General features: G+C 67.1%; 15 protein-coding genes. 1 reads left to right on the forward strand and 14 read right to left on the reverse strand.

All coding sequences use genetic code 11. From position 1 onward, the window contains the following. Positions 1-9: 9 nt before the first annotated feature. The 14 genes from hflX to KF892_04795 form a co-directional block, all read right to left on the reverse strand. Positions 10-1,209: a GTPase HflX gene (gene hflX, locus KF892_04730; GenBank protein MBX3624297.1), complete on the reverse strand. Its 1,200-nt coding sequence runs from the start codon at positions 1,207-1,209 to the stop codon at positions 10-12. An 88-nt stretch (positions 1,210-1,297) separates the two neighbouring features. After that, a complete protein-coding gene (gene hfq, locus KF892_04735; GenBank protein MBX3624298.1) occupies positions 1,298-1,540 on the reverse strand; it encodes an RNA chaperone Hfq in 243 nt (80 codons plus the stop codon). An 84-nt stretch (positions 1,541-1,624) separates the two neighbouring features. Then, positions 1,625-2,965 carry a ribosome biogenesis GTPase Der gene (der, locus tag KF892_04740; protein ID MBX3624299.1) on the reverse strand — a complete coding sequence of 447 codons (1,341 nt, stop codon included), beginning with the start codon at positions 2,963-2,965 and terminating at the stop codon, positions 1,625-1,627. A 24-nt stretch (positions 2,966-2,989) separates the two neighbouring features. After that, positions 2,990-4,108 carry an outer membrane protein assembly factor BamB gene (gene bamB / locus KF892_04745; protein ID MBX3624300.1) on the reverse strand — a complete coding sequence of 373 codons (1,119 nt, stop codon included), beginning with the start codon at positions 4,106-4,108 and terminating at the stop codon, positions 2,990-2,992. Beyond that, a complete protein-coding gene (locus tag KF892_04750; GenBank protein ID MBX3624301.1) occupies positions 4,105-4,788 on the reverse strand; it encodes a tetratricopeptide repeat protein in 684 nt (227 codons plus the stop codon). The genes bamB and KF892_04750 overlap by 4 nt, the downstream gene beginning before the upstream one ends. A 32-nt stretch (positions 4,789-4,820) precedes the next feature. Further along, positions 4,821-6,143, reverse strand: a complete 1,323-nt coding sequence (hisS, locus tag KF892_04755) for a histidine--tRNA ligase (GenBank protein MBX3624302.1) — start codon at positions 6,141-6,143, stop codon at positions 4,821-4,823. Positions 6,144-6,215: 72 nt separating this feature from the next. Further along, positions 6,216-7,514 carry a flavodoxin-dependent (E)-4-hydroxy-3-methylbut-2-enyl-diphosphate synthase gene (gene ispG / locus KF892_04760; protein MBX3624303.1) on the reverse strand — a complete coding sequence of 433 codons (1,299 nt, stop codon included), beginning with the start codon at positions 7,512-7,514 and terminating at the stop codon, positions 6,216-6,218. A 4-nt stretch (positions 7,515-7,518) separates the two neighbouring features. After that, a complete protein-coding gene (locus tag KF892_04765) occupies positions 7,519-8,430 on the reverse strand; it encodes a helix-turn-helix domain-containing protein (protein ID MBX3624304.1) in 912 nt (303 codons plus the stop codon). Continuing rightward, the gene (pilW, locus tag KF892_04770) at positions 8,423-9,238 is read right to left on the reverse strand and encodes a type IV pilus biogenesis/stability protein PilW (protein MBX3624305.1); all 816 of its coding nucleotides are present in this window, start codon (positions 9,236-9,238) and stop codon (positions 8,423-8,425) included. Before pilW ends, KF892_04765 begins: the two co-directional genes overlap by 8 nt. Further along, positions 9,235-10,377, reverse strand: a complete 1,143-nt coding sequence (gene rlmN, locus KF892_04775; protein MBX3624306.1) for a 23S rRNA (adenine(2503)-C(2))-methyltransferase RlmN — start codon at positions 10,375-10,377, stop codon at positions 9,235-9,237. The genes pilW and rlmN overlap by 4 nt, the downstream gene beginning before the upstream one ends. 57 nt (positions 10,378-10,434) lie before the next feature. Beyond that, positions 10,435-10,860 (reverse strand): nucleoside-diphosphate kinase, encoded by a 426-nt coding sequence (ndk, locus tag KF892_04780; GenBank protein MBX3624307.1) that lies wholly within the window; start codon positions 10,858-10,860, stop codon positions 10,435-10,437. A gap of 84 nt (positions 10,861-10,944) precedes the next feature. After that, positions 10,945-12,843, reverse strand: coding sequence for a pseudouridine synthase (locus KF892_04785; GenBank protein ID MBX3624308.1), 1,899 nt, complete (start codon positions 12,841-12,843; stop codon positions 10,945-10,947). Further along, entirely contained in the window at positions 12,840-13,655 is an 816-nt protein-coding gene (gene scpB / locus KF892_04790) for an SMC-Scp complex subunit ScpB (protein ID MBX3624309.1), read from the reverse strand. Before scpB ends, KF892_04785 begins: the two co-directional genes overlap by 4 nt. Before the next feature lie 269 nt (positions 13,656-13,924). Then, positions 13,925-14,920, reverse strand: coding sequence for an RluA family pseudouridine synthase (locus tag KF892_04795; protein ID MBX3624310.1), 996 nt, complete (start codon positions 14,918-14,920; stop codon positions 13,925-13,927). Between the two features lie 51 nt (positions 14,921-14,971). On the opposite strand from KF892_04795, the gene KF892_04800 reads away from it, so the two are divergent. After that, positions 14,972-15,766: an outer membrane protein assembly factor BamD gene (locus KF892_04800; protein ID MBX3624311.1), complete on the forward strand. Its 795-nt coding sequence runs from the start codon at positions 14,972-14,974 to the stop codon at positions 15,764-15,766.

Consider the following 15,766-nt stretch of genomic DNA (forward strand, 5'->3'; position numbering starts at 1 on the left):
ATGACAGGTTCAGAGTTGTCGTCGGGTCGCTCTGGGGTTGTCTTCGGCCTCGGTCTCATGCCGGGGCTCGGGTTCGGTGGAATCTGACGCCGCCGCCTCGTGGAAGTTCAAGCCGGGGCGTCGGCCTTCCGTCACTGCGGCAGAGATCAGCCGCCGCAGCTCGGGCAGCCCGGTGCCGTTCAGCGCACTCACGAAAACGCGGGGGACCCGCACCCCGCCGTCACGCTCGATCACGTCGCTCAAGGCATGGGGCCGCTGCGATTCGGCAAGATTATCGAGTTTGTTGTAGACGAGGATCTGCGGAATGGTGTCTGCACCGATGTCCTGCAACACGCGCTGGACCTCGGTCATCTGCTCGTCGAGCACCGGGCTCGCGGCATCGACCACGTGCAGCAGCAGGTCGGCATCGGCCGCTTCCTGCAACGTGGCCTCGAAGGCTTCGACGAGCTTGTGCGGCAGATCGCGGATGAAGCCGACCGTGTCCGACAGCGACGCAGTGGTGTCAATGTCTTCCAGGTAGAACTGGCGGGTCGTCGTGTCGAGGGTAGCGAACAGCTGGTCGGCGGCATAGGCACGCGCCTTCACCAGCGCGTTGAACAAGGTCGACTTGCCGGCGTTGGTGTAGCCGACGAGCGAAACGCGGAAGGTGCCGCTGCGCTCGCGCGAGCGCCGCTGGGTACCACGCTGGCGCTTTACCTTGACCAAGCGCTCCTTCACGGACTTGATGCGCTCGCCGATCATGCGGCGGTCAAGTTCGATCTGGGCTTCGCCGGGGCCGCCACGGGTGCCGATGCCACCCCGCTGGCGCTCCAGGTGGCTCCAGCGGCGCACAAGCCGCGTCGACAGGTATTGCAACCGAGCCAGCTCGACCTGGAGCTTGCCTTCGTGACTCTGCGCCCGCGCGCCAAAGATCTCGAGGATCAGCATCGTGCGGTCGGCCACGGCCACGCCCAGGTGGCGCTCGAGGTTGCGCTGTTGCGCGGGCGACAAGGCCTGGTCGAACAGCACGGCCTCGGCCTTGTGCCCTTCGACGAGAGCCTTGATCTCGTCGGCCTTGCCCGAACCGACGAAGAGCGCCGGGTCCGGTGCCTTGCGCTTGGCGATCACCCGCGCGACCGGCACGTCACCCGCCGATTCGGCGAGCAAAGCCAGCTCGTCGAGCGTCTCGTCGAAATGGGAACGACCGCCAAGGTCGACACCCACCAGGATGGCGCGAGGGGAATCTCCCGCCGCCGAGGCGGCGGTTGGTGCCGCTGCTGTCAAGGTGAGGTCCGCCTGGGCGGGCGCAGCCCGGAACTCAGGTCTGCTCCGGAGCCTCTGCGGCGTGGAAGTTCACCGCTCGGCCTGGCACAACGGTGGAGATCGCGTGCTTGTAGACCATCTGCGTCACGGTATTGCGCAACAGCACCACATACTGGTCGAAAGACTCGATATGGCCCTGGAGTTTGATGCCGTTCACAAGGTAGATCGACACCGGAACGTGCTCCTTGCGAAGCAGGTTCAAAAACGGGTCTTGTAGAAGCTGCCCTTTGTTGCTCACGATATGCTCCGTGATATGTAGAGTGGATGAGGCATTCACGTTAACACAGCCCTGCACCGCAGCGCCGCTTTAACGACAATGAGCCTAGTCTTTATCGGCGTAGGGGTTCTTGCCCGAGCGCATCTCGATGCGCAGCGGCGTGCCGACCAGCTTGAAATGATCGCGGAAGCGTTGTTCCAGGAAGCGCTTGTAGACGTCGGTCACGTGCTCGAGCGAGTTGCCGTGGATCACGATCACCGGCGGGCTCATCCCACCTTGGTGCGCGTAGCGCAGCTTCGGGCGGAAGCCCCCCGAGCGCTTGGGTGTCTGGAATTCCACCGCCTCATGCAGCAGGCGCGTCAACACCGGCGTGCTCATCTTGCGCGTGGCCGAGGCGTGGGCGTCGGCGATGGCCTGCCACAGCGGCCCGAGCCCCTGCCGCTTGAGCGCTGAAATGCGCAGCACTGGCGCGAATTTCAGGAAGGCCAAGCGCTGGGCGATCGAGCGCTCCAGGGTTTCGCGTTGATAGTCGTCGATGGCGTCCCATTTGTTCACGGCCAGCACCACGGCCCGGCCGCTTTCGAGGATGTAGCCGGCGATGTGGGCGTCTTGCTCGCTGACGCCCTGCGTGGCATCGAGCAGCAGCAGCACCACATCGGCACTGGCGATGGCCTGCAGCGTCTTGACCACTGAGAACTTCTCGATCGCCTCGAACACCTTGCCCTTGCGGCGCAGGCCAGCCGTATCGATCAACTCAAACTTCTGGCCGTGACGCTCGAAGGGGATGCGGATCGCATCGCGGGTCGTGCCAGGCATGTCGAAGGCAACGAGGCGCTCCTCGCCGAGCCAGGTGTTGATGAGGGTCGACTTGCCCACGTTGGGCCGGCCGGCCACGGCCAAGCGGATCGGCGCTTGTTCGCCGGCACCCTCTTCGTCGTCGTGATCTTCATCGAACGGGAAATCGGCGAGCACGGCATCGAGCAGGCTGCGAATGCCCTGGCCGTGCGCCGATGAGATCGGGTGCGGCTCGCCCATGCCCAACTCGTACAACTCGCCCAGCAGAGGCGAATCGCTCATGCCTTCGGCCTTGTTGGCGGCGAGGAAGACCTTCTTGTTCGCCGTGCGCAGGTAGCGCGCGATGTCGTGGTCTTGCGCCGACACCCCTGCCCTGAGGTCGACGACGAAGATCACCGCATCGGCTTCGGCCACGGCCTGGCGCGTCTGCTTGGCCATTTCCTTGACGATGCCGGTGGAACTGTCGGGCTCGAAGCCCCCGGTGTCGACGACGATGTATTCGCGGTCGGCCAGGCGGCCGTCACCGTAGTGCCGGTCGCGTGTCAGCCCGGAATAGTCGGCCACGATCGCGTCGCGGCTCTTGGTCATGCGGTTGAACAGGGTGGACTTGCCCACGTTCGGGCGGCCCACCACCGCAATCACTGGTTTCATGACGTCAGGATGCTCTGTGTTCGGTCACTCGGGACGGAAGGCATGCAGCCCGCCGTTGGTCGTGACCACCAGCAGCGTCAGGCCCGACGCGGCCGGCGTGCTTCGGATGGCGCTGCCGTCGGTGGGCAGCCGCAGCACGGCCTCGCCGGTGTCGCGCGCGAACCAGTGCACCATGCCCTTCACGTCTCCAACGACCACCGCCTTGCCGAGCACCACGGGGGCGCTCAGGCTGCGATAAAGCAGACTTTCGATGGTCCAAGCGGGGGTGCCATCGCTCGTCTTCCAGGCGTTCACGCGGTCGCTCGCGTCCACGCCGACCACCATCTGCTCGTCGGCGCCAACACCGACGATTCCGCCGGCATTGCGCGACCAGACCGTGCTGCCGCGCTCGGCGTTCACGCAGGCCACCGCGGCTTGATATGCACGCGCGCAGAACACGTCGCGCACCCGTGCGGCGGGGCCGACCACATCCGCCAGACGTTCGACTTCGTTGGTGCCGCGTGGCGATGCCAGCGTCGCTTCCCATCGAGGGGCGCCGGCCAAGGGGTCGAGCCCGACCAGCTTGGCGCCCTGCCCGACCACCAGGGTGTCCCTGAACGGCATCAGCACGCTGGCGGCGGCGAGATTGAGAGCATCGCTCGGGCGTTGATAGGTCCAGAGCTTGCGGCCATCGAGCGCGTCGAAGGCATGCACCGAGCGATCGACCGCCACCACGAACACACGCTCACCCGCCACCAAGGGAGCCGTCACCACGCGGGACGGCAGCGGCTTGCGCCACGACACCTTGCCAGCCTGCAGCGTGACGAGCTGGTTGTTGCGCGTGACGACACTGGTGAAACGGCCGTCGCTGCCCACACCGGCGCTCAGCTTGTCGCCCACCTCGGCGCGCCAGACTTCCTTGCCGGTGTCGGCCTGCAAGGCGAGCACCAAGCCACTGTCGTCGGCGACGGTGAAGAGGCCCGCGTTCACGGACACGGCCAGCGGGAACGTCACCTTGCCGATGTCCTCGTTCCACACCTGCTTGCCCGAGACCTTCGCCTCCAGGGGTTGCAGCGGGGTCGGGTCGGGTCGGCCGGAACCGGCACACCCCGCGAGAACTGCGCACAGGGCCCAGGCGCCGATGCGGCGCGACCACAAGGTCATTTGCCGGCTCCGGAGAAGGCAGCGGCCTTCGACGTTTCGGCCGGTGCCGCGCCCAGGGCGGCCAGCTTGGCTTCGACGATGCGGCGGTACTCCACCGTCTCCTCAATGGCCTTCCAGGCCTGCAGGTAGGCAGCCTTGGCGTCATCCTTCTTGCCCTGGGCCAGCAACACGTCGCCACGACGGTCGGCGACCAGGCCGGCAAATTCCTTGCCTGTGGCGCCGTCGAGCTGCTTCAGCGCTTCGTCGTACTTCTTCTCGTCGAGCAGCAAGCCGGCCAGGCGCAGGCGGGCCACGGTCCGGTATTCGTCTTCGCTTGCGTTTTCGGCGGCCCAGCCGAGCGTGGCACGCGCCGCTTCGCCCTGCCCCTTCTCATGCTGCAGCTTGGCGGTGAGCAAGGCGCTCTGTTGCGCGTAGCCGGTGCGGCCGAAGCGCTCCTTCATGTCGCCGAAGACACGCACGGTCTTCTCGACATCCCCCGCCTGCACGGACTTCTCGAGCTCTTCGAACAGCACGCCGGCCTTGACCGACTGATCGCGCTGCCAGTTGCTCCAACCCATCCAGGCCGCGTATCCGCCGAGCGCCAGGATCAGCACCCAGGTGATGAGGTTGCCGTACTGCTTCCAGAAGGCTTTCAGCTGGTCGAGCTGCTCTTGTTCTTCGAGGTCGAGATGCGTGGCCATGAGGGGATACGTTTCTGCAAAAGAGTCGGGGATTATGCGGCCAGCAGTTCGGCGGCCCAGGTGGCGGCGTCGTCAAGGCGCAGGCCGCGCTGCGGCACGGCCGCATCGCGCAAGGATTTGAGCGACACCTCGCCGCGGGCGACTTCGTCGTCGCCGAAGATGAGGGCAAAGCGGGCGCCGCTCGCGTCAGCCCGCTTGAACTGGCTCTTCATGCTGCCGCCCCCGGCGTGCATGAGCACCGAGACGCCGGCACTGCGCAGGGCCTCGATCACGAGCATCGCCCGCGCCACGGTCGCCTCGCTCGGGATCACGGCGTAAGCGACGGGTGCGCTGCTGGGCACCGGCACCGCCAGCTCCTGCAACAGCAGCAGCAGTCGCTCGATGCCGAGGCCGAAACCCACGGCCGGGGCCGGTTTGCCACCCAGCTGTTCGATCAACCCGTCGTAGCGGCCACCACCGCACACCGTGCCCTGCGAGCCCAGGTGGTCGGTGACCCACTCGAAGACGGTCAGGTTGTAGTAGTCCATGCCCCGCACCAGGCGGGTGTTGACGCGGTATTCGAGGCCGGCTGCGTCGAGCACCTTACGCACGGCATTGAAGTGCGCGAGTGAGGCGTCGCCGAGGAAATCCATCAGCTTGGGCGCCGCTTCGACCACCGCCTGCATGGCCGGGTTCTTGGTGTCGAGGATGCGCAGCGGGTTGCTGTGCAGGCGGCGCTTGCCGTCGTCATCGAGCTTGTCGGCGTGCTGCTCGAAGTGGCGGATCAGCGCCTCGCGGTGAGCCTTGCGTTCGTCAGGCTGGCCGAGGCTGTTGATCTCGAGCCGCACATGCTGGCCGACGACCAGGCCCAGTTCGCGCCAGAGGCTGCGCACCATCAGGATCATCTCGGCATCCACATCCGGCCCGGCGAACCCAAGGGCCTCGACGTCGAGCTGGTTGAACTGCCGATAGCGCCCCTTCTGCGGCCGCTCGTGGCGGAACATCGGGCCCATGGTCCAGATGCGCAGCGGCCCGTTGTAGAGCGCGTTGTGCTCCACCATCGCCCGCACGATGCCAGCCGTGGCCTCGGGGCGCAGCGTGAGCTTGTCGCCGTTCATCGAATCGGTGAAGGAATACATCTCCTTCTCGACGATGTCGGTCACCTCACCCAGGCCGCGCACGAAGAGCGCGGTGGGCTCGACGATGGGCGTCAGCAGGTACTGGTAGCCGTAGTTGTGCAGCACACGGCGCACCGTGGTCTCGAACCAGGCCCAGATGGCGGAATCCGGCAGCTTCTCGGTGCGCGGCACCGACGGCGGCAGGATGTCGTTCATGCCCTTCACGGCCTGCAGGGCGGCGTTCTTTTTGTCAGCCATCTCTAACGAAAGATGAGGGAAATGGGGGCCGTCGCGTGCGACGGCGTCGTTCGCCGGGAGCGCGCGGCCCGGTCAGGCCGGCGCGGTCGAATGCTGGGCAGTCGCGCTGCCGTAGCGCTTCTCGATGTAGTTCTCGACCAGCGCCTGGAATTCTTCGGCGATGCGTTCGCCACGCAGCGTGAGCGCCTTCTCGCCGTCGATGAACACCGGCGCGGCCGGCGCCTCGCCGGTGCCGGGCAGGCTGATGCCGATGTCGGCATGCTTGCTTTCGCCCGGGCCGTTGACGATGCAACCCATCACCGCGACCTTCATCTTCTCGACGCCCGGATACCGCGCACGCCACACCGGCATCTGCAGGCGCAGGTAGTCGTCGATCTGCTTGGCGAGTTCCTGGAAGGTGGTGCTGGTGGTACGGCCACAACCGGGGCAGGCGGTCACGCTGGGATTGAACGAGCGCAGGCCGAGCGCCTGCAGGATCTCGAGCGCCACCACCACTTCCTGCGTGCGCGCCTCGCCCGGCTGCGGAGTGAGCGAGACACGGATGGTGTCGCCGATGCCCTCTTGCAGGAGCAGCGACAGAGCGGCCGTGGAGGCCACCGTGCCCTTGGTGCCCATGCCGGCCTCGGTGAGGCCGAGGTGCAGCGGGTAGTCGCAACGCTTGGCGAGCGCGCGGTACACGCTCACGAGGTCTTGCACGCCCGACATCTTGCACGACAGCACGATCTGCTCAGCCCTGAGGCCCACCTCTTCCGCCCGGCGAGCCGACTCGATCGCCGACGTGATGATGGCGCGGTACATGATCTGCTGCGGCTCGAAGGGCTCGGCGAGCTTGGCGTTCTCGTCCATCATCTGCGCGAGCAGCTCCTGGTCGAGGCTGCCCCAGTTGACGCCGATGCGCACGACCTTGTCGTACTTGGCCGCCACTTCGACCATCTGGGCGAACTGCTTGTCGCGCTTGTCGCCCTTGCCCACGTTGCCCGGGTTGATGCGGTACTTGGACAAGGCCTCGGCACACGCCGGATATTCCGTGAGCAGGCGATGGCCGTTGTAGTGGAAGTCGCCCACCAGCGGCACGTCGATGCCCATGCGGTCGAGCTGGTCGCGGATGTGCGGCACGGCCGCGGCAGCTTCCGGCGTGTTGACCGTGATGCGCACGAGCTCGGAGCCGGCCACCGCCAGCTCCTTGACCTGGATCGCCGTCTCGATCGCATCGACCGTGTCGGTGTTGGTCATCGACTGCACCCGCACGGGTGCGTCGCCCCCGATCGTGACCAGGCGCGAACCCCAGCGCACCTGCGCCTGCAGATTGCGCCGCACGACGGGAGCAGCCGGTTCGATGAAATCGTCAAGGGCAGGACGGGCCTGGGTCATCACATCACCTGAGTTCGAGCTTGGCCACGTTGTCGCGCGAAGGCGCGAGGTCGACAGGGCGACCACGGAACGACACCTGCGTGGCCGAGGCGTTGCCGATTCTCACCCGCAGCGGAGTAGGCCCGTCGAGGCCCACGGTTTCTCCGGCCTCCAGCAGGCGCGACATCAAGGCATTGCCGCGGCCGTCGATCACCTCGACCCACGACTGCTCCTTTGCGCGCAACAGCAGCGCGCCACCGGGCGGCGTGGCCGCGGGCGCAACCACAGGCGACGAAGCCAACACCGCCGGCACCGACGCCGCCTCGGCACTCGGTGCGGGCGCCGATGCAGGCGATACCGCGGAAGCCACCGGATCCGGAGCCACCGTGACAACGGTCGGCGGCGGCAAGGTCACGACGGTGGAGGTCGTGGGCGCCGAGGCCGCATCGCCTTCGCGCGCCCCCGTACCGCTGGCCTGCTGTGCCAAATCGGCCACCCAGCCGGCCGGCAACACGTACATCACGGCACTGGCCACCACCAGCACGACGGCTGCGATGACGATGGGGCTCTTGAGGAAGCTCAGGTCGCTCGGGACACGCCGCCCCGGCTTGTCGCGGAACGGCTCGTTGAGCCCGCGGCTCAGCTGAGAAAGCCCCTGGTCGGCGGGCTGTGGCAGCAAGGCCAGCACGGGTGCGGCATCGATCTTGAGCGTGCGGCAGACGGTCTGCGCCAGCGCGCGGGTGAAGGTCGCACCGGGCAGTTCGTCGTAGCGGTCAGCTTCGAGCAACTCAAGCTTGCGCGGCGCCACCTTGATGGACGTGGCCAGGGCCGCGATGTGCAGCCCCTTGGCGACACGCGCCTGCCGCAAAAGGCTGCCGGCGGTATCAGGTGTGGGGGTCGGTTCGGCGATCGGGGTGTCGCCCGTCGCGTCACTCATTGAACAAGCCCCGATCGAAGGCCGAAGCTTCGCGCGACTGCGGGAAGCGGCTGCGCAGCTCACGGCCAAGGTCGTTCACACCCTGGCGATTGCCGAGCTTGTTTTCGACCCGGGCCGCCAGCCACAGGGTCTGCGCGTTGGATTGGTTCGGCATCGCGTTCACACGGCGGATGTAGAAGCGCGCCCGCTCCGCTTCGCCCCGGCGCAGCAGCACTTCGGCAAGGTTGACCGCCGTGGCCGGGTTCGAGGGATCGCGCTCGTAGGCCTTGGTCAAGGCCAGCTCCGCCTCAGGCCACTGGCCGGCGCGGGCGTAGCAGACCCCGCTGATCATCAGCGTGCGGGGCGCGGACTGGTATTGCTGGATGCCGAGCGCCTGCTGGAACATCGCCTGCGCCTCGCCGTAGCGTTTCTGCTGGCATTGGTACCAGCCGTAGTTGTGCAGGCTGTCGCCGTCGTTGGGGTTGATCTGCAATGCGCGCCGGAAGCTTTCCTGCGCCAGCGTATCGTCGCCTAGCGCGGCGTAGATCAGGCCACGAAGGTTGTAGGCCTCGCCGAGGTTGGGGTTCAGCGACACGGCCTGCTTCACCTCGTCGAGCGCCGTGGTGTGCTGGCCACGCCCGAAATACGCGCTCGCCAGCTCGAGGCGCACACGCGCACGTTTGCTGGCCTCGCTTTCGTCGGACGCGGTGATGCGATCGGGCGTGTCACCTGACGCCGGAGCCGGCGCCGGCAAGGCACAACCCGCGATCCAGGCACTGGACACCCAGCAAGCGGCGGCGACCCACAAGCGACTGCGGCCGAGACTCATGCATGTTTCTCCGGAGGTGGGGACGAAGGGGTCTTGCGGTGGATCTGGATCGGCGCGCGCGTCATGCGCTCGGCGGCGTTGGTGCGGTCCTGCACTTCGCCTGCGAGTTGCCCGCAGGCGGCGGCGATGTCGTCACCGCGCGTCTTGCGCACGGTGGTCACGACACCGGCGTCCTGCAGCACCCGCGCAAACGCGGTGACACGCTCGCGCGGCGAACGGGTAAGGCCCGACTCGGGGAACGGGTTGAAGGGAATCAGGTTGAACTTGCACGAAACGCGGCGACTGATCTCGACCAGCGCCTCGGCATGGGCCGGCGTGTCGTTCACCCCGTCGAGCATGCAGTACTCGAAGGTGATGAAGTCGCGAGGCGCACGGTCGAGGTAGCGGTTGCAGGCAGCGAGCAATTCGGCGATCGGGTACTTCTTGTTGAGCGGCACGAGGTTGTCGCGCAGCGCGTCATCGGGCGCATGCAGCGACACGGCAAGCGCCACCGGGCAGTCATCGCGCAGGCGATCGATCATCGGCACCACACCGGAGGTGGACACCGTGACACGGCGGCGCGAAAGACCATAGCCGTGGTCGTCGAGCATCACCCGTAGCGCCGGCACGAGGGCCGAGTAGTTCTGCAGCGGCTCGCCCATGCCCATCATCACCACGTTGGTGATGGCACGTTCGCCGGGCGCGAGATTCAGCCGCTTGCGCAGGTGGTGCTCGGCAAACCAGAGCTGCGCCACGATTTCGCCTGTGGTGAGGTTGCGGCTGAAGCCTTGGTGGCCGGTCGAGCAGAAGCGGCAGCCGACGGCACACCCCGCCTGCGACGACACGCACAGCGTGCCGCGATCGTCTTCCGGAATGAAAACGCTCTCGACGGCGTTACCACCGCCCACGTCGAAGAGCCACTTGATGGTGCCGTCACTCGAGGCCTGCTCGCTGAGGACGGACAAGGGCATGACCGTTGCCACGCCGGCGAGCTTGTCGCGCAGCGATTTGGCCAGGTCGGACATCGCCGAGAAGTCGGCTTCGCCCTTTTGATGAATCCAGCGGAAGAGCTGCGTGGCGCGGAAGCGCTTTTCACCCAGCTTCTCGCAAAACGCGGCCAATCCGTCGAGATCGAAGTCGAGCAGGTTGGCCGGTGTCATGGGGGTGGTTCCTTGCGCTCAGGCAGGCAACGCCTACACGAGGCGCAAGGCCAGCGCTCAGCGGCTGTAGACGTTCATGCCGGGGAAGAAGAACGCCACTTCGACGGCGGCCGTTTCCGGAGCGTCGGAGCCGTGCACGGCATTGGCGTCGATGCTGTCGGCGAAGTCGGCGCGGATGGTGCCCTTCTCGGCCTTCTTCGGGTCGGTCGCGCCCATCAGATCGCGGTTCTTGGCGATGGCGCCTTCACCTTCGAGCACCTGGATCATCACCGGGCCGGAGACCATGAAGTCCACCAGGTCCTTGAAGAACGGGCGGGCCTTGTGCACTGCGTAGAACTGCTCGGCTTCATTGCGCGAGAGGTGCGCCATGCGCGCGGCAATGATCTTGAGACCGGCGCCCTCGAAGCGAGCGTAGATCTGGCCGATCACATTCTTTGCGACCGCGTCGGGTTTGATGATGGAAAGGGTACGTTCGATCGCCATATTTCTTCTCCTGAATCAAGCACTTGGCAAAGTTTTGGATTCTAACGCTTGAAGGTGGGTTCCTTCGTGAATACCAGCAGGGGCTCAGCGCCCGCCACGGCGGTTGCCGCCGAAGCCACCGCCGCCACCCCCACCGAAGCCACCACCGCCCCCGCCGCCCTTGCCGCGGCCGCCGCGATTCTTGCGGTGGAAGGCATCGGCGCCGATGTAGCCGACGGAGGTTTGCAGCGGATCGGGCTCACGCGGCCCGCCCTTCTTGTTGCCCCCGCCCTGCGGGCGCTGAGGCCCGCTGCCCCCCGCACCGAAACCACCGCCGCCACGGCCGAAGCCGCCGCCGCCCACCGGGCCGCGCGGCTTCTGCACGAAGCGCTTGTCGAAGGTCTGCTCCAGCGGGTTGGGGATCTTGCTGGGGTCGAAGTCAAGATCGTCATCGCGATCCTGGTCGTCGTAGTTGCTCTCACGGGCCTGCGCCGGCACGGGCTGCTGTTGGCCACCACGCGGGCCGCGGTCCTGCCGGTTGCCCCGGTCGTTGCGATCGTTGCGGTTGCCGCGCTTCTGGTTGTTCTGCTGCTGGCCGTGGCCGCCGCGGTCGCCCTGCTGCTGGCCGGGGTTGTTGCCACTGGCCAGGCGCCGGATCGCCCGGACGTCGTTCTCATCGAGGTCGACCCACACGCCGCGCTTCAGGCCGCGCGGCAGCACGACGGTGCCATAGCGGATGCGGATGAGGCGGCTGACGGTCAGGCCCACTTCGTCGAAGAGCTTGCGCACTTCACGGTTGCGGCCTTCGGTGATGACGACGCGATACCAATGGTTGGCGCCTTCGCCGCCCCCGTCCTGGATGGACTTGAAGCTGGCCATCTGGCCTTCGATGTTCACGCCGTTGAGCAACTCTTCCTTGTCGTCCTCGGTCAAGGTGCCCAGCACGCGCACGGCGTATTCACGCTCGACGCCGAAGCGCGGATGCATCAGCTGGTTGGCCAGCTCGCCCGAGGTGGTGAAGAGCAGCAGCCCTTCGGTGTTGAGGTCGAGACGCCCCACCGACTGCCACTTGCCCTGCTGCAGGCGCGGCAGACGGCGGAAGACCGTCGGCCGGCCTTCCGGGTCGTCGTGGGTGACGACCTCACCGACAGGCTTGTGGTACGCGATGATGCGCGCCGGCGGCGGCACGATGCGGATGCGCACCGGCTTGCCCTTGATCTTCACCTGGTCGCCGAACGACACCCGCTGGCCCACGTGCGCCGGCTGGTCGTTGACGGTCACGTGGCCGTCTTCGATCAGCTGCTCCATGTCGCGGCGCGAGCCGATGCCCGACTGCGCGAGCACCTTGTGCAGCTTGGGCGCGTCGGGCTCGGCGGCCAGCACGCGCTTGTGTTCGGCCGCGGCCTCGTCGCTCCCCTCGGCCGACTCCGCAGCTTCTTCAGCGACCGGCGTTTCGACGTCGAAATCACCGGAGAGCACCTGCGCAAAAACCTCGCCGGCCTGGCTGGCCACCGTCTGGGCCGCCACGGCCGGGTCGGGTGCGGCCTCCCGCTCGCGCTGGCGATCCTTGCGGTTGCGGCGACGGTTGCGCGAAGAACGCGGCCGGTCGTCGCCTTCTGCGGCATCGGCTGCGTTGGCGGGGTCGCCGCCCTCGGCCGGCTCCGAACCCTCGGGCGCCGAGATCGCTTCGCTGGGTTCGGATCGAGCGGGCGCAGGCGCTTCACCCGGCTCGCGAGCTGCGAGCTCTTGGGGAGCGACCTCTGCCGCCGCCGCAGGCGCAGCCGCGTCGGCAGCTTCGGGCTTTGCGGCGGTGCGACGCTTGCGCGCGGGCTTGGGTGCGGCTTCAACCACCGCACCCTGCCCCTCGGCCGCGGCTTCGTCGGCGGGGGGCGCCGCTTCGGCCTTGACCGTGCGGCGACGCCGCACAGGCTTGGCCTCGGCAGGCGCCGCATCGTTCGATGCAGGGCTCACGTCAACCGGGGTGTCGTCGTCGGGCTGATTCATGCTTGGGGGTCCATCGGGACGGTCTTTGCCGCGGGTTCGGAAGGGAATTCGGGATCATCGGACGGTGCTGCCGTCTCGGTCTCAACGTGATCGGGAGGAAGTTGCTCGGCCAGCTCGTGAGCGATCGGCGCCTCATCGGTGGCCACTTCGGCCTCGGCAAGCAGAACCTCATCGCCAGTGGGTTCGATCGCGGCTGCTGCGGCCCCATCGTCCAGACTCAACACGGCCTGGGCGGAGTCTTCCTCCAGAAGCGAGCCCTGGTCGGGCAGCGCCTCGGCCAGCGCCACCGCCGAGGCGGTGGCACCGCCTTCCAGCATCGGCAGCTGCTCCAGGCTGGCGAGGCCGAGATCGTCGAGAAACTGTTTGGTGGTGGCGTAAAGCGCGGGGCGACCGGGTGCCTCGCGGTAGCCGATGGCGTCGATCCAGCCTCGGTCTTCGAGCTGCTTGACGATCTGGCTGCTGACAGTCACGCCGCGAATGTCTTCGATGTCGCCACGCGTCACCGGCTGGCGGTAGGCAATGATGGCCAAGGTCTCCATCACTGCACGAGAGTATTTCGGCGGCTTCTCGGGGTTCAGGCGATCGAGGTAGTCGCGCATCTCGGGACGGCTTTGAAAGCGCCACCCGGTGGACAGCGCCACGAGCTCCACGCCACGCCCCTCCCAATCGCGCGTCAGCTCGTCGAGCAAGGCCCGCAGGCTGTCGGGGCCCAGCTCCTCGGCGAACAGGGTGCGCATGTCCTTCAGGGGCAAGGGCTGCTGCGCACAGATGAGCGCGGTTTCGAGGACGCGCTTCGCATCCTGTGTGTTCATAGATGTCGTCTACATCCTCAGTCGGGGATCGCCGGACTCGTCTCCGGCACCGGACTCTCTCACAGCGGCTTCCCGCCCAAGGCTGCCGGCAAAGCGGCGGGCCCACGTCGATGGCTGCTGAGTGTTTGGCCTTGAAGTTCACACCGCTCATCGCGGTGAACCAGGGGTCGCGCCCCTTCCGGCGCGATCATTTCCGCAGGTGGGCGCTGTGCGCGGCGCGTCGAACGCTCGTTACCCTGGGGAAAGTGCCCGCATTGTATAGAAGCTCGTCAGAGGCCGCCACGGACCGCCACGACCTGTTGCCAGGCGAGCGCCAAGTCGGCTGGCAAACCGGCCTCGAAGGCCACCGTTTTGCCGGTGCCGGGGTGCTCGAATGCCAGCCGCTGCGCATGCAGGGCCTGCCGCTGCAAGCCGAGCGCGGGGCGGCCGCCGTACATCGTGTCGGCCAGCAGCGGGTGGCCGCGCGACGCGAGGTGGACACGGATCTGGTGGGTTCGGCCGGTGTGCAGCTTGCATCGCACGGCGGTCACCGGCCCGTCGGGCGTCTCTTCGACCGCAAGCCGTGTGACATCGGTCTGCGCCGGTTTGCCCCCGGGCACGATGGCCATGCGCACTCGCGATTGCGGGTCGCGTGCGAGGCGCCGGTCGATGTGCAGGAACTCCTCGGCCAGGCGGCCGTGGATCAGCGCCAGGTATTCACGCTGAACCTCTCGTGCGGCGATGGCCCGCACCAGCGCCGTGACCGCCGGCAAGGTTTTGCCGACCACCATCAGGCCGGAGGTGTCCTTGTCGAGCCTGTGCACGATGCCCGCCCGAGGCAGCGCCGCCGCGCCGGGGTGATGGGCCAGCAAGCCGTTGAGCAAGGTGCCCGACCAGTTGCCCGCCGCGGGGTGCACCACCAGGCCCGAGGGCTTGTCGACCACGATGAGCTGATCGTCTTCGAACACGATGGGCAGGGCAATCGGCTCCGCCTTGAAAGCTCGGCTCTCGGCGGTGGGCACCAGCTCGACCTCGACACGCTGCCCCGCCAGCACCTTGCGCGACGCGCTCTTCGCGGCCACGCCGTCGACCCACACATGGCCGTCATCGATGAGATGCTGAAGATGGTTGCGCGAGAACTCCTCGGCCATCGTGACCAGCATCTTGTCGAGACGCGTGCCGTGCAGATCGGCAGGCACGGTGCTCGTGCGACGCTCCGGTGTGTCGTCTTCCTCCTGCTGTTCTGCCGGCAGGGGCACCACGTCCGGCAGCGGGGGGCGAACCATATACTCTGCGCTTTCCACTCGAAGCGCTGCCGCGGCGGCGCCATGTCGTTGATGAATCGGATCCGCTGGACTCGCCGCGCGTCGAAAGCCTTGTCGCTGGCCGTGGTGTCGCTGCTGCTGTCGGCCTGCGACTCGATCCCGAAGGACGAAACCGCCGGCATGAGCGTGGAGAAATTGTATTCAGAGGCGCGCGAAGAAGCCTCCGCCGGCAACTACGAGCGTGCGCTCAAGCTCTACGAGCGCCTGGAGGGCCGCGCAGCCGGCACGCTGCTGTCGCAGCAGGCACAGCTGGAGCGTGCTTACATGAGCTTCCGCACCGGCGAGAAGGCCCAGGCGCTGGCCATCGTCGAGCGTTTCATCAAGCTGCACCCGACGAGCCCTGCCTTCGACTACGCGCTCTACCTGCAGGGCGTGATCAACTTCAACGACAACCTCGGCATCTTCGGCAGCCTGGCCAACCAGGACTTGTCCGAGCGTGACCAGCAGGCCTCGCGCGACTCGTACCAGTCGTTCAAGCAGCTCACCGAGCAGTTCCCGCGCTCGAAGTACACGCCCGATGCGCAGGTGCGCATGCGCTACATCGTGAACTCGCTCGCCGCCTACGAAGTGCACGTGGCGCGCTACTACTACCGCCGCGGTGCCTACCTGGCCGCGGTCAACCGGGCGCAGCAGACGCTGCAGGAATTCCAGCAGGCCCCTGCCGCCGAAGAGGCGCTCGCCCTCATGGTGCAGAGCTACGACAAGCTCGGCATGACCCAGCTGCGCGACGACGCCAACCGCATCCTGCGCAAGAACTTCCCGACCAGCGGCTTCATCGCGACGCTGCCGGCGCCGGCCGCGAAGTAA

It is taken from the genome of Rhizobacter sp. (assembly GCA_019635355.1).
Classification (GTDB): Bacteria; Pseudomonadota; Gammaproteobacteria; order Burkholderiales; family Burkholderiaceae_C; genus Rhizobacter.

Bases quoted from the DNA above. Each gene is read 5' to 3' on its own strand.
- KF892_04795 (MBX3624310.1), bottom strand. From the start codon at position 14,920: ATGGTTCGCCCCCCGCTGCCGGACGTGGTGCCCCTGCCGGCAGAACAG.
- der (MBX3624299.1), bottom strand. From the start codon at position 2,965: ATGAAACCAGTGATTGCGGTGGTGGGCCGCCCGAACGTGGGCAAGTCC.
- bamB (MBX3624300.1), bottom strand. From the start codon at position 4,108: ATGACCTTGTGGTCGCGCCGCATCGGCGCCTGGGCCCTGTGCGCAGTT.
- KF892_04785 (MBX3624308.1), bottom strand. From the start codon at position 12,843: ATGAATCAGCCCGACGACGACACCCCGGTTGACGTGAGCCCTGCATCG.
- ispG (MBX3624303.1), bottom strand. From the start codon at position 7,514: ATGACCCAGGCCCGTCCTGCCCTTGACGATTTCATCGAACCGGCTGCT.
- pilW (MBX3624305.1), bottom strand. From the start codon at position 9,238: ATGAGTCTCGGCCGCAGTCGCTTGTGGGTCGCCGCCGCTTGCTGGGTG.
- rlmN (MBX3624306.1), bottom strand. From the start codon at position 10,377: ATGACACCGGCCAACCTGCTCGACTTCGATCTCGACGGATTGGCCGCG.
- ndk (MBX3624307.1), bottom strand. From the start codon at position 10,860: ATGGCGATCGAACGTACCCTTTCCATCATCAAACCCGACGCGGTCGCA.
- hisS (MBX3624302.1), bottom strand. From the start codon at position 6,143: ATGGCTGACAAAAAGAACGCCGCCCTGCAGGCCGTGAAGGGCATGAAC.
- KF892_04765 (MBX3624304.1), bottom strand. From the start codon at position 8,430: ATGAGTGACGCGACGGGCGACACCCCGATCGCCGAACCGACCCCCACA.
- KF892_04750 (MBX3624301.1), bottom strand. From the start codon at position 4,788: ATGGCCACGCATCTCGACCTCGAAGAACAAGAGCAGCTCGACCAGCTG.
- KF892_04800 (MBX3624311.1), top strand. From the start codon at position 14,972: ATGAATCGGATCCGCTGGACTCGCCGCGCGTCGAAAGCCTTGTCGCTG.
- scpB (MBX3624309.1), bottom strand. From the start codon at position 13,655: ATGAACACACAGGATGCGAAGCGCGTCCTCGAAACCGCGCTCATCTGT.